The sequence below is a fragment of the Streptomyces sp. NPDC058257 genome (genome assembly GCF_042881845.1).
Classification (GTDB): Bacteria; Actinomycetota; Actinomycetes; order Streptomycetales; family Streptomycetaceae; genus Streptomyces.
Map to the genome: position 1 here is coordinate 43,307 of NZ_JBHVXJ010000028.1, position 12,886 is coordinate 56,192.

Annotated in this window: 12 protein-coding genes; 5 read left to right on the forward strand and 7 right to left on the reverse strand. The window is 70.9% G+C overall.

Features of this window, described 5'->3' with window-relative positions; translation table 11 throughout:
- Positions 1 to 140 precede the first annotated feature (140 nt).
- Entirely contained in the window at positions 141 to 1,064 is a 924-nt protein-coding gene (mshD, locus tag ACFVXC_RS38865) for a mycothiol synthase (RefSeq protein ID WP_389915804.1), read from the reverse strand.
- Positions 1,065 to 1,362: 298 nt separating this feature from the next.
- Between mshD and ACFVXC_RS38870 the strand changes: the two genes are divergently transcribed.
- Positions 1,363 to 3,192: a bifunctional metallophosphatase/5'-nucleotidase gene (locus tag ACFVXC_RS38870; RefSeq protein WP_389915806.1), complete on the forward strand. Its 1,830-nt coding sequence runs from the start codon at positions 1,363 to 1,365 to the stop codon at positions 3,190 to 3,192.
- Positions 3,193 to 3,289: 97 nt separating this feature from the next.
- Positions 3,290 to 4,609: a DUF2993 domain-containing protein gene (locus tag ACFVXC_RS38875; protein ID WP_389915809.1), complete on the forward strand. Its 1,320-nt coding sequence runs from the start codon at positions 3,290 to 3,292 to the stop codon at positions 4,607 to 4,609.
- A 25-nt stretch (positions 4,610 to 4,634) separates the two neighbouring features.
- On the opposite strand, the gene ACFVXC_RS38880 is transcribed toward ACFVXC_RS38875, so the two are convergent.
- The 6 genes from ACFVXC_RS38880 to ACFVXC_RS38905 all read right to left on the reverse strand — a co-directional run bounded on the left by ACFVXC_RS38880 (position 4,635) and on the right by ACFVXC_RS38905 (position 10,166).
- On the reverse strand, positions 4,635 to 6,011 hold the full coding sequence (locus tag ACFVXC_RS38880; RefSeq protein ID WP_389915995.1) for a sensor histidine kinase: 1,377 nt from the start codon (positions 6,009 to 6,011) through the stop codon (positions 4,635 to 4,637).
- 26 nt (positions 6,012 to 6,037) lie between these two features.
- Positions 6,038 to 6,775, reverse strand: coding sequence for a response regulator transcription factor (locus ACFVXC_RS38885; protein ID WP_389915812.1), 738 nt, complete (start codon positions 6,773 to 6,775; stop codon positions 6,038 to 6,040).
- Positions 6,776 to 6,841: 66 nt separating this feature from the next.
- Positions 6,842 to 7,078: a hypothetical protein gene (locus tag ACFVXC_RS38890; RefSeq protein WP_389915814.1), complete on the reverse strand. Its 237-nt coding sequence runs from the start codon at positions 7,076 to 7,078 to the stop codon at positions 6,842 to 6,844.
- A 26-nt stretch (positions 7,079 to 7,104) separates the two neighbouring features.
- A complete protein-coding gene (locus ACFVXC_RS38895) occupies positions 7,105 to 8,160 on the reverse strand; it encodes a S1C family serine protease (RefSeq protein ID WP_389915817.1) in 1,056 nt (351 codons plus the stop codon).
- A 123-nt stretch (positions 8,161 to 8,283) separates the two neighbouring features.
- A complete protein-coding gene (locus ACFVXC_RS38900) occupies positions 8,284 to 9,306 on the reverse strand; it encodes a LacI family DNA-binding transcriptional regulator (protein WP_389915819.1) in 1,023 nt (340 codons plus the stop codon).
- 23 nt (positions 9,307 to 9,329) lie between these two features.
- Entirely contained in the window at positions 9,330 to 10,166 is an 837-nt protein-coding gene (locus ACFVXC_RS38905) for a winged helix-turn-helix domain-containing protein (RefSeq protein ID WP_389915822.1), read from the reverse strand.
- A gap of 242 nt (positions 10,167 to 10,408) precedes the next feature.
- Between ACFVXC_RS38905 and ACFVXC_RS38910 the strand changes: the two genes are divergently transcribed.
- Genes ACFVXC_RS38910 through ACFVXC_RS38920 form a run of 3 tightly spaced genes read left to right on the forward strand, consistent with a single transcriptional unit; the run spans position 10,409 to position 12,800 of the window.
- On the forward strand, positions 10,409 to 11,305 hold the full coding sequence (locus ACFVXC_RS38910) for an alpha/beta hydrolase (protein WP_389915825.1): 897 nt from the start codon (positions 10,409 to 10,411) through the stop codon (positions 11,303 to 11,305).
- A complete protein-coding gene (locus tag ACFVXC_RS38915; RefSeq protein WP_383276195.1) occupies positions 11,299 to 11,553 on the forward strand; it encodes a MoaD/ThiS family protein in 255 nt (84 codons plus the stop codon). Before ACFVXC_RS38910 ends, ACFVXC_RS38915 begins: the two co-directional genes overlap by 7 nt.
- An 8-nt stretch (positions 11,554 to 11,561) precedes the next feature.
- Entirely contained in the window at positions 11,562 to 12,800 is a 1,239-nt protein-coding gene (locus ACFVXC_RS38920) for a hypothetical protein (RefSeq protein ID WP_389915828.1), read from the forward strand.
- Positions 12,801 to 12,886: the final 86 nt, after the last annotated feature.

A 12,886-nucleotide genomic window follows, 5' to 3' on the forward strand; every position in this document is an offset into this window, starting at 1 on the left:
AGAGAGGCCGAAGACGCGCGAAGGGCGCGGTGTTCCCCCGGGGAACACCGCGCCCTTCGCGTATCTCCCGCGTCGCCCTGAACCTCGGGACCTCGGGACCTCGGGACCTCAGGACCTCATGGCCTCGGGACCTCAGGACCTCAGGACTCGGTCCGGTACATCAGATCCGTCTCGTGCGTGACGAACCCGAGCCGTTCGTAGACGCTCACCGCCGCCTTGTTGTCCGCGTCCACGTACAGCATCGCCGTCGGAAGACCCGCCGCCGCGAGGTGGTTCAGGCCGATGGTCGTCAGCGCCTTGCCGAGGCCGCCGCCCTGTGCGCCGGACCGCACCCCGAGGACGTACACCTCGCCGAGGCCCTCGTCCGCGTGCACCTTGGTCCAGTGGAAGCCGACGAGTTCGCCGTCCTTCTCGGCCAGGAAGAAGCCCGCGGGGTCGAACCACGGCTCCGCCTCACGGTCGTCCAGGTCGCGCTGGGTGAGGGAGCCCTGCTCGGGGTGGTGGGCGAAGGCGTCGGCGTTCACCGCGAGCCACGCCGCGTCGTCCTGGCCGGGCACGAAGGCGCGTACGACGACGCCTGCGGGAAGCACCGGCTCGGGCAGGTCGAGGCCCGCCAACGGCCGCCGCATCTGCCGCAGTTCGCGGAAGAGGGTGAGCCCGAGCACCTGCGCCAGGTGCCGCGCCGCCGAGTGGCCGCCGTGCGCCCAGATCCGCAGCCGCCGGCCGGACTCGGCGAGCAGCGCGGTGCCAAGGGCACGGCCGTGCCCGCGCCCGCGGTAGGAGGGGTGCACGACGAGCTCGGCGGCGGGGGCCTCGATGGGGTCGGTGTCCTCCAGCTGCGCGTACCCGACGAGGTCGTCGCCGACGCCGAGCAGCAGATGCCGCACCCCCGCCCGCGCGCCTCCCCGCAGTTGCAGCCGCCCCTGCTCGGACACGGCCTGCTGGCCGTCCGTGCGGGCCGCTTCCGCGATGAGGCCGAGCACGGCGTCGGCCTGGTCGGAGGTGAGGGCGGCGACCGTGTCGATCTGCCGCAGGGTGGCGGGAGGCTGCTGCTCGTCAGTCATGGAGTCGAGGGTACGGCGGCGGCCGGTCGGGGAGCAGATCACGGGCCTGCTCACGGCTTGGGGGGAGTGCACGACGGCGTACGCGCCTCTGTCGCCGCGCCTGGTCGCCCTCGGCCGCACTGGCTCCCGTACGCCGTCACTCCTGTCCTGCGCGTCGTCCCGAGCGTCCCAAGTGTCCGAAGTGCCCTCGACGGCAACCACCTCGTAACCCGTAACCCCCTGTCGCGCTACGCGCGTTGACTCTAGGCTGCGCGGAGTTTCACACCCTCAGCCGCTCTATACCCTCCCAGGGGGACACGTGCCAGCCACTCCTCAGCCACGTCGGCCCAGACGCCGGGCCGCCCGCGTGCTCGCCGCCGCGGCCGGTCTCGCCACGCTCGGCGCGCTGGCCGCCGCACTGCCCGCGAGCGCCGGACAGGACCACGCCGGAGCGTCGGGCGCGGCGGACGCGGCGGGCAAGAAGCGCACCGTCGACGTGCAGCTGCTGTCCTTCAACGACTTCCACGGCAATCTTCAGCCGCCCGCGGGGTCGTCGGGCCAGGTGACAGAGAAGCAGCCGGACGGGACCGAGAAGAAGATCGACGCGGGCGGTGCCGAGTACCTCGCCACGTCTCTTCGTACGGCCCGCAAGGGCAACCCCTACAGCGTCACGGCGGCGGCGGGCGACCTCATCGGCGCGAGCCCGCTCCTGTCGGGTCTCTTCCACGACGAGCCGACCGTCGAGGCGATGAACAAGCTCGGCCTCGACGTCACCAGCGTGGGGAACCACGAGTTCGACGAGGGGGCCAAGGAGCTGGCCCGCATGCAGAAGGGCGGCTGTCACCCCAAGGACGGCTGCTTCGAGAAGGGCAAGAAGTTCAAGGGGGCCGACTACCCCTACCTCGCGGCCAACGTGACCGACGAGAAGTCGGGCAAGCCCGTCCTCAAGCCGTACTGGGTCTGGAAGCACAAGGGCGTCAAGGTCGGCTTCATCGGCGTGACGCTGGAGGGCACGCCGGACATCGTCTCCGCCGACGGCGTCAAGGGGCTCAAGTTCCACGACGAGATCGAGACGGTCAACAAGTACGCCAAGATCCTCGACAAGCAGGGCGTGAAGTCGATCGTCACCCTGATCCACGAGGGCGGCGTCCCCGCGTCGGGGGCCTACAACTACAACTGTGACTCCCCGGGCGCGGGCGACGGCATCTCGGGCCCCATCACCACCATCGCCAAGGGCATCACGCCCAAGGTCGACGCCCTGGTCACCGGGCACACGCACAACGCGTACGTCTGCACGATCCCCGACCCGTCGGGCAAGCCCCGCATGGTCACGTCCGCCTCCTCCTTCGGGAAGCTCTACACGGACACGACGCTCACGTACGACCGCAGGACGAAGGACATCGTCCGTACGAGCGTGAAGTCCGCGAACCACGTCGTCAGCCGGGAGCAGGCGAAGGCGCCCGACATGACCTCGCTCATCTCCCGCTGGGACAAGCTGGCGGCCCCGGTGGCCAACCAGCCCGTCGGCTTCATCTCCGGCGACATACCCGGCCGCGGCGCCACCGCGCAGGAGGCGCCGCTCGGCGACCTGATCGCGGACGCGCAGCTCGCGCACGGCAAGTCGCTCGACCCGGAGACGGACCTGGCGCTCATGAACCCGGGCGGCATCCGCTCCGACCTCGTGCACAAGCCGAGCGGGAACGAGGGTGACGGCGTCGTGACGTACGGCGAGGGCTTCACCGTGCAGCCGTTCAGCAACACGGTCAATCTCGTCGACCTGACCGGCGCGCAGCTGATCACCGGCCTCAAGCAGCAGGTGAGCGGGTCGAACGAGGCGTCCCCGAAGATCCTTCAGGTGTCGGACGGCCTGACGTACACGCTCGACATGACGAAGTCCGGCGCCGACCGCGTCGTGACGGACTCGATCAAGCTGGGCGGCAAGGCGATAGATCCGGCCACCACCTATCGTGTGGCGATGAACTCCTTCCTCGCGGGCGGCGGCGACGGCTTCGCCGAGCTCGGCAAGGGCGCGAAGCCGCTGGTCGGCAGCGATGACCTGAAGGCGTTCAACGACTACCTGACCGCCAACTCCTCGGCGGACAAGCCGATCGCCCCGCCCAAGGCGGACAGGATCACCGTCGTGAAGTGAATGAGGCGTTAACAGTCGCACTCAGTAAGTGGCCAAAATCGGTCGTTACTGGGCGTGAGGCTTGGGGTGGGGTGTGAACGTATGGTGAACTCAGCTGATGCGTTCCCCCCACCGCATAGCCACGCTTCCGCCCGATCACGACCAGGCTTATCCGTCTGATGGTTGGCACGCCGAATCGGTTTCCCCAGAAGCACCCCCCGAGGCGGCAGAGACCACCGCTCCGCTCAATCCGTACGACGAGCTGGGCGCCCTCGCGACCCCGAACCCGCTGGAGCGTTTCCTCCACGAGGCGGACGAAGAGGACGAAGCCGACAAGTCGGACGCCCCGTGGCAGCCTCCGAACCACCGCCGAGGCGGGCGGGGCGGCCGGGGCCGCAGCCGCCGCCGCACCCGGTTCGCCGGACTCCCGCTCGCGGCGAAGGCCGTCGTCGCCCTCGTCGTACTCGCCGCCTTCCTCGCGCTGGGCGACCGCTGGGCCCTGCTCTACGCCGAGCACGAGGCCGCGGACAAGCTCAAGGACTCGATGCACCTGAGCGCGGCGCCCGAGGTCGAGATCGAGGGCTTCCCCTTCCTGACCCAGGTGCTCGACAAGCGCGTGGACAAGGTCAAGGTCACCGTGCCGGACGTCGCGGCCGACCGGATCTCGCTCGCCCAGGTCTCCGCCACCGGGACGAACGTGAAGATCACCGGCGACGGCCCCACCGACATCAAGGGCGCCCTCATCCAGGAGATGAACGGCGAGGTGATGCTCTCCTTCGACGACCTCAACCGCGAACTGGGAGCGTCGCAGGTCACCTTCAGCGGCCACGGCCGCGACCAGGTGCTCGCGCGCGGCACGCTGCCCGTCGCGGGCCACGACCTGAAGCTGCGCGCCGACGCCCGCATCGAGCGCAACGGCGACCGCGGCATCTCCACCGACATCGGCAGGATGAGCCTGCAGATCGGGGACCTGGCGACCTACCGGCCCGGCACCCGCGACTCCGAGGGCCTGCACCTCAGCAAGAAGTCCGCGGACCGCCTCGCCGAGGAGACCGCCAAGGCGAAGGCGCTGCTCTCCGTGCCGTCGATCGTCCAGCGGCTCGGCGTCTCGGAGTCGGTGGTCAGCGGCGCCCTCAAGAGCGACACCAAGCTGCACGACCTCGTCGGCTCACCGCGCTTCATCAACGATGTGATGGGCCTCAACCTCATCGACGTCGCGATGGGCCACCCCGAGCTCCTGAAGAAGCTGGGCCTTGACCCGGCGCTCCTGAAGGGCCTGGCCCAGCTCACCCGGCCCGTGCTCGCCGACCGCCTGACGCTCGCCTTCCAGCTGCCGAAGCTGCCCGGGGACGGGCACGTGTGGCTGAAGGACGTGAACGTGCAGAAGGACGGGATCAGGGTGCGGCTCACGGGCACGGGGCTGAGCATCGGCAAGTAGGGCCTAGGGCTGGCCGGTGTAGGGCCTAGGGCTGGCCGGTCGGGGGCGGGGTGGGCGCGCCCGGCAGGCTGACCGTCGCCACCGTCCCGCCGCCCTCCGCGTGCCGGAGCGCCACCTCGCCGCCCGACTGGTGCACGGTGCGGGCCACGATGGACAGGCCGAGGCCAGATCCGGGGAGGCTGCGGGCCGACGGGGAACGCCAGAAGCGGTCGAAGACGTGCGGGAGTTCGTCGTCGGGGATGCCGGGGCCGTGATCGCGGACGGTCAGCGAGCCGCCCTTGAGGGCCACTTCCACGGTGGAGCCCGGGGGCCCGAACTTCACCGCGTTGTCCAGGATGTTCACGATGGCCCGCTCCAGGGCCGCCGACTCGGCACGTACGTACCAGGGGGCGAGGTCCGCGGCGAACGTCAGCTCGGGGCCACGGAGGCGGGCCCGCTCCAGGGCGGCCTGCACGATGCCGTGCAGGGCCACGACCTGCACCTTCCCGCCCTGTCCGCTGTCCGTGCGCGAAAGCTCCTGCAAGTCGCCGATCAGCGCCGCCAGCTCCGTCATCTGCGCCGTGACCGAGGCGAGCAGGGCCTTGCGGTCGTCGGGCGGGATGGCCCGCCCGGTGTCCTCGCTGCGGGCGAGCAGCTCGATGTTCGTACGCAGCGAGGTGAGGGGGGTGCGCAGCTCGTGCCCCGCGTCGGCGATGAGCTGCTGTTGCAGGTCGCGCGAGGAGGCGAGGGACGCGGTCATGGAGTTGAACGAGCGCGAGAGGCGCGCGATCTCGTCGTCGCCCTCGGCGGGGATCCGCAGGTTCAGGTCCTCCGTGCGGGCCACGTGCTCCACGGCCGCCGTCAGCTCGTCGACGGGCCGCAGGCCTGTGCGGGCCACCCAGAGGCCCGCGGCGCCTGCGCCGAGTACGCCGATGCCGGCTGCCGCCGTGAGCAGCAGGGCGAGCTTGTTCAGGGGGGTGTCGATCTCGGAGAGCGGGCGGGACAGGGACACCGTGAGGTTGCCCTGGACCTGCGTCAGGACACGCACCGACTCACCGTCGTCGGTCTGGCCGTCGTGCAGGGTCTGCTCCCGAAAGCCCTGGGCCACCTGCAGATCGTCCCCCTCCACCACGACGGGTGTGGAGCCGCGTCCCACGCAGCGCGTGCCGTCCGTCTGGACGACCTGCACGAAGACCGTCGTGGTGCCGGGCGCCGTCTCGTCGTTGGGGGAGCTGTGCGTGTCGCGACAGGGGGCGACCGTGTCCGCGAGGTAGGGGCCACCGACGTTGAGGCTGCGCAGCGAGTCGTCCATCTGGTCCCGCAGCTGCGAGCGGGTGAGGAGCCAGCACGACACCGCGACGGCGGCCACCGCCAGTGCCACCACACACGCCACCAGCAGTGCGAGCCGCGAGCGCAACGGCATCGTGCGGTACCGGTGGAAGAACCCGCTCACTCGGCGCCCCCGCCGGAACCCGGCCGCAACACATACCCCACACCCCGCACCGTATGGACAAGCCGGGGCTCGCCCCCCGCCTCGGTCTTGCGGCGCAGGTACATGACGTACACGTCCAGGGAGTTGGAGGAGGGCTCGAAGTCGAAGCCCCAGACCGCCTTCAGGATCTGCTCCCGCGTGAGGACCTGGCGCGGATGTGCGAGGAACATCTCAAGGAGGGTGAATTCCGTGCGGGTCAGTTCCACCGTGCGCATTCCGCGCGTGACCTCACGGGTCGCGAGGTCCATCCGCAGGTCCGCGAAGGCGAGCGTGTCGCCCTCCTCGGCCTGCCCCGCGCCGGCGGCGTACGAACTGCGCCGAAGCAGGGCCCGGATCCGGGCGAAGAGCTCGTCGAGTTCGAACGGCTTGACCAGGTAGTCGTCGGCGCCCGCGTCGAGCCCGGTGACGCGGTCGCCGACCGTGTCACGCGCGGTGAGCATCAGGATGGGTGTCAGAGCGCCGGTCGAGCGCAGTCGGCGCGCGGCGGTGAGGCCGTCCATGCGGGGCATCTGGATGTCGAGGACGACGAGGTCGGGGCGGTAGGCCGCGGCCTTCTCCAGGGCGTCGGCGCCGTCGACGGCGACCTCCGTGCCGTACCCCTCGAAGGCGAGGCTGCGCTGTAGCGCCTCCCGTACGGCGGGCTCGTCGTCGACGATCAGGATGCGCTGCTGCTGCTCGCCTTCGGCGGGGCTCATCGGCTGGTGACTTCCTTGAGTACGGGTCCGTGTGCGCGTCGGAGTGCGGGTCGGACGGGGCCGGTATCAGCCTCGCACGCGTGCGCGGGGCTTGCGGCGTGCGGCGGGCCGGGACTGCGCCGTGACCGCCTTGGCCGCCGTGGCCACTTCCGGGGCGCGGGCAGCGGAGGAGCCGTGGAGTTCCCCGGCCACGGCGAGGGGGAGGCCGAGCCCCGCCGGGTCGGTGTCGGGGTGTCCCCAGCCGATGGTGGCGGCGAGCGCGTGCCGGGCGCGGTTGACGGTGATCAGGGTGGTGGTGGGCATGGCGGCCTCCAGAGGAGCGTTCGGGGTCAGTTGGTGGAGCCGGCCCGCAGGGTGTCGAGGTCGGCCTTGACCGTGTTGATCGGGATGGCGAAGCCGAGGCCGACGCTGCCCGAGCTCGACTCGGTGCCGCTCTGCGACGAACTGGGCGAGTACATCGCGGAGTTGATCCCGATGATGTTGCCGTTCATGTCTATGAGGGCGCCGCCGGAGTTGCCCGGGTTGAGCGAGGCGTCGGTCTGCAGGGCCTTGTACGTGGTCTTCGACGACCCGGTGTCGCCGTTGAACTGCTCACCGCCGTACTCGAACGGCCAGTTGCCGCCGCCCTGCTGTTGCTGCTGCTGCTGTCCCTGGCCCTCGTCCGTCGAGACGGTGACGTCCCGGTCGAGGGCGGAGACGATTCCGCTGGTGACGGTGCCGGTCAGGCCCTCGGGGGAGCCGATCGCCACGACGTCGTCGCCGATCTTCACGTTGTCGGAGTCGCCGAGGCTCGCGGGCTTCAGGTCGGGAGCGCCCTCGGCCTTGATCAGCGCCAGGTCCTTCTTGCTGTCGGTGCCGACGACCTTGGCGTCGTACGACTTGCCGTCGGCCGTCGTCACCTTGACCGACGTGGCGCCGGAGATCACGTGGTTGTTGGTGACGATCTCGCCGTCCTTCGTGACGATCACGCCGGATCCGGTGGCCTCACCCGCGTTCGACTTCGCGCTGACCTCCACGATGCTGGGGCTGACCGCCTCGGCGACGCCGGAGACGGTGCCCTTCTGGCTCGTGGGCACGACGTTCGTGTTGGTGGCGCTGCTCGACGCGGTGTCGTTGCCGGTCAGCTCCTGGAAGGCGTAGGCGGTGCCGCCGCCTACCGCCGCTGCCGCGATGGCGACGGCGGCGAGGAGGGCCAGGGGGCCCCGGGCCCGCTTGCGCGGGGGCTTCGGGGGCTCTTCCGGTGCCTGCCCGTGCTGCTGTGTCGGGGCTTCCGGCGCGAAAGCGGGCGGGGGCGGGTAGGCGCCCTCCGTACCGCCATGGTGCACAGGCGCTGACGACTGGTGCTGCTGGGGGTACTCGCCGCTCTGGCGGAAGTTGTCGGTCATGGGTTCTAGGCTGGTCCGCCTTCATGAGAGGCGGCTGAGTACGTCCTGAGAACGCCAATAGAAGTGCGTATGCCCCTTATAAAGGCGTCAGCTCGTCAAGGCGTCGGCGCCGAACCCTGAGCTTCAGGCGCACCCGCACGACTGCCGGACGACCAGACGTGACGGGAACAGCTTCAGCCGCTCCCGGCGCGACCCGGCGACCCGGAGGCCGTCGTCCAGGACGAGATCGACCGCGGCCCGCGCCATGGCGGGCCTGTCCGATGCCACGGTCGTCAGCGGCGGGTCCGTCAGACCCGCTTCCTTGACGTCGTCGAACCCGGCGACGGCCAGCTGTTCCGGCACGTCGATCCGCAGCTCCCGCGCGGCACGCAGGATGCCGATCGCCTGGTCGTCGGTGGAGCAGAAGATCGCCGTCGGCCGATCAGGGCGGGCAAGGAGCTCAAGCGCCATCTGATACGCGTCGTAGCGGTTGTACGGCGCCTCGAAGAGCCGCCCCTCCACCGAGCGCCCGGCCTCCTGCATGGCCCGCCGCCACCCCTCGACGTGGTCGGAGACGGGGTCGCCGACGGTCGGGGTCTCGGCGGTGCCGCCGACGCAGGCCACGTACTCATGCCCGTGTTCGAGGAGGTGCCGGGTGGCCAGCTGCGCGCCGCCGAGGTCGTCCGTGACCACGGCGACGTCGTCGATCGCCTCGGGCCGCTCGTGAAGGAGGACGACCCGCGCGTCCCACGCGTCGATCTCGGCGGCGGCCTGGTCCGTCAGACCGTGGCTGACGAGGATGAGCCCGGAGACCCGCATGCCGAGGAACGCCCGCAGATAGTGGGCCTCGCGCTCGTCCACGTAGTCCGTGTTGCCGACGAGCACCATTTTTCCGCGCTCGGAGGCGGCCTGCTCCACCGCGTGCGTCATCTCCGCGAAGAACGGCTGGCGCGCGTCGGGCACGATCATGCCTATGAGGTCGGTCCGACGCGACGCCATGGCCTGGGCGACCCGGTCGGGCCGGTACCCCAGCTCTTTGATCGCGGCGAGTACACGCTCGCGCGTGGCCGGGGCAACCGGCCTAGGTCCGTTGTTGATGACGTAGCTGACGACGGCGGTGGAAGTACCCGCAAGTCGCGCAACGTCATCCCGAGTCACCTTGGCCACGCGCGGAGTCTACGCGGATGGAACTACCGCTGGGCAGGGCGTACGTCAGCTTCCTTCGGCGTGATTTCGGCGGGGGCCGCCTTCTCGACGGGAGGCGCGACGGGGGAGCCGACGGGGTTGCTGTCGCGCTCGCCCTCGGGCCGCGGAGTCGCCGCCTTCGCCTTGGCCCCGTCGGCCGCGCGTTCGACCTTTTCCGGCGTCACGAAGCGGTAGCCGACATTCCGGACGGTGCCGATGAGCGACTCGTGCTCGACGCCGAGCTTCGCGCGCAGGCGCCGTACGTGGACGTCGACCGTCCGCGTGCCGCCGAAGTAGTCGTAGCCCCAGACCTCCTGGAGCAGCTGGGCCCGCGTGAACACGCGCCCGGGGTGCTGCGCCAGGTACTTGATCAGCTCGAACTCCTTGAAGGTCAGGTCGAGGACCCGGCCCTTCAGCTTCGCGCTGTACGTCGCCTCGTCCACGGAGAGATCGCCGTTGCGGATCTCCATGGGGGAGTCGTCGGAGGTGATCTGCTGGCGGCCCATCGCGAGCCGCAGACGCGCCTCGACCTCGGCGGGCCCTGCCGTGTCGAGGAGTACGTCGTCGATGCCCCAGTCGGCGGTGACGGCCGCGAGGCCGCCCTCCGTGACGACGAGGACCAGCGGACAGCCGGGTCCCGTGGAGCGCAGAAGCTGGCAGAGGCTGCGGACCTGCGGCAGGTCACGGCGGCCGTCGATCAGTATGACGTCGGCACCTGGGGTGTCGACGAGGGCCGGGCCTTCGGCGGGGGCCACCCGCACGTTGTGCAGCAGCAGGCCGAGAGCGGGAAGCACCTCCGTCGACGGCTGAAGGGCATTGGTAAGGAGCAGCAGAGAACTCATCGCTGCTCACCCGCCTGGGTCGTCCTACGGTTGTGCACGGTTCGCTCGCCCATAACGTCGGTTCCTCCTCGGTCCCTGCGAGGACGTTTACGGCACTGCTTCGTACTGATTACTGCGGCGGAGGGCCCGCGCCCCGGGCTCTCCACGTGCGGATCCTTCGGCTTCGTATACGAACCCTCAGAAAGCACGAAAGGACCCGGGGGCTTCGCTGCCCGGATCCTCTGCCAAGGAGAATAACCCACATGACTTCCGGTTCGGCAGGCCAAGCGGCGGGATCTTCTGTGCGGCCGATCACTCGCACTCCGCCGCGCGTTCAACAGCGCGCAACGCTGCGTACACAGGACGGAGTCGCCATCGAGGCCGTCTACGAGCCAGGACCCGACCCGGCGGGGCAGCTCGCGATCGTGCTCGCGCACGGCTTCACGGGCGGCGTCGACCGGCCGCACGTGCGCCGCGCGGCGGGCGTTTTCGCCCAGCGTGCGGCCGTGATCACGTTCTCCTTCCGGGGGCACGGGGCGTCCGGCGGGCTCTCCACGGTCGGCGACCGCGAGGTGCTCGATCTGGCGGCCGCCGTGGAGTGGGCCCGGTCCTTCGGTCATCCGCGGGTGGTGACCGTGGGTTTCTCGATGGGCGGTTCCGTGGTGCTCCGGCACGCGGCGCTCGCCGGTGCCGCGCATGGGGGGCGCACGGAAGCGCGGGTTGACGCGGTGATCGCGGTGAGCGCCCCGGCCCGTTGGTTCTACCGGGGAACGGCGCCGATGCGGCGGCTGCACTGGCTGGTGACGCGGCCCATGGGGCGGGTCGTGGGCCGCGTCGGCCTGCGCACGCGGATCCACCCGCACGAGTGGGACCCCGTCCCGCTGTCCCCGGTGGAATCGGTCCCGCTGATCGCGCCGACACCGCTCCTCATCGTGCACGGGGACCAGGACCCGTACTTCCCGGTGGACCACCCCCGGATGCTGGCCGCCGCCGCGGAGGGCGGGGCGGAGCTGTGGATGGAGGCGGGGATGGGCCACGCGGAGAACGCGGCGGACGACGCGCTGCTCGGTCGGATCGCCGAGTGGGCCACGGCATCATGGACGTCGGCAATCGCCGAAGGAACGTCGGCAACCGCCGAAGGAGAGGAGCTGCCGTGGTGAACGGCACCATTCGTTACTGGGCCGCGGCCAAAGCGGCCGCGGGCGTCGCGGAGGAGCCGTACGCTGCGGCGACGCTCGCCGAGGCGCTGGACGCGGCACGCGAGCGACACCCCGGCGAGCTGGTCCGTGTACTGCGGCGATGCTCGTTCCTCATCGACGGCGACCCCGTGGGTACCCGCGGGCATGAGACGGTACGGCTGGCCGAGGGCGGCACGGTCGAGGTGCTCCCGCCGTTCGCAGGAGGGTGAGCAGCGCTATGAGTGATCCACGGTACGAGGGGTCGGGGTACGGGGACTATGACCCCTACCGCCAGGAATATCCCCCTGCTCCCGAGCAGCAGCAGCCTTACGCTCCCGAGCAGCAGCCATACGCCCAGCAGGCGTATCCGCAGCAGCAGCCTCCGCAGGCGTATCCGCAACAGCAGCCTCCGCAGGCGTACCCGCAACAGCAGCCTCCGCAGGCGTACCCGCAGCAGCAGCCGTACGGGCAGCAGCAGCCCTACGCCCAGGACGCTTACACCCAGGACGCCTACACCCAGCAGTGGGAGGGGCAGACCTGGGACACGCAGGTCCAGCCCTCACCCGTGGTGGACGTGGCGGAGACGGCCTATCTGCCCCCGCAGGGGTTCGCGCAGCCGATGCCCTCGGAGCCTGCTCCTGCTCCCGCACCTGATCCCGAGCCGCAGCCCGCGGCGGACTCCGGCACGTACGGCCCCGCCACCACCACCGGCAACCCCCGTGTCACCGACGCCCAGCGCGCCCGTGCCGAGGGGCGGTCGCCGATCATAGAGCCGGGGATCCAGCCCGCCGCGCTGACCGCGGTCCTCGGCCTGCTGCTCGCCGGTACGGCCGCCGTCGGGCAGTACGCACTCCTCGTACCGCTCATCCTGCTGCAAGCAGTCACCGCAGCCGGATGGTTCCGGCTCAACGGGATGTGGCCCGCCCGGCAGGGCATCGCGCTCGCCTTCATGGGCGGTGTCGTCGCCGACATCGCGCTGCTCGCCACCGGCAAGGAGAACGCGCCCGCCGCGATCCTCGGCACCCTGGGCGTGTGGGTGCTGCTCGTGCTCGTCCTTCAGCTGCGCAGCCGTGCGTCCGCCGACGAGCGGATGGCCGGTCTGATGGCGACGGTCACCTCCTCCGCTCTCGCGATCATCGCGACGGGGCACCTCGCGGCGTCGGACGACGCGATGACGGTGGGCGGCATCGCCGTCGCGGTCGCCGTGATCGCCCGCGCGCTGCCTCTGCCGACGCCCGCCTCCGTGGTCGTCGCGCTGCTCGCGGCGGCCGGAGCGGGCATCGCCGTCGGCGGTACGACGGACTTCGGCAGCAAGGGCGCGCTGCTCGGCCTCGGCGCCGGTGTCTGCGCGCTGATCGGCCACCGGGTGGCCAGCTACGACTATCCGTCCCGCTTCGTGCACATGACGGCGGGCGTCGCCCTGCCGCTCGCCGCCGCGGCCCCGGCCGTCTATCTCCTCGGCAGGGCCATCGGCTGACCGGCGGAGAGATCGGCGGAGGCCGATCGTCACAGCTGATCGACAGGTCCCCGGCCGGGCTCTCCCGCCGGGGGCCTGTCCTTTAG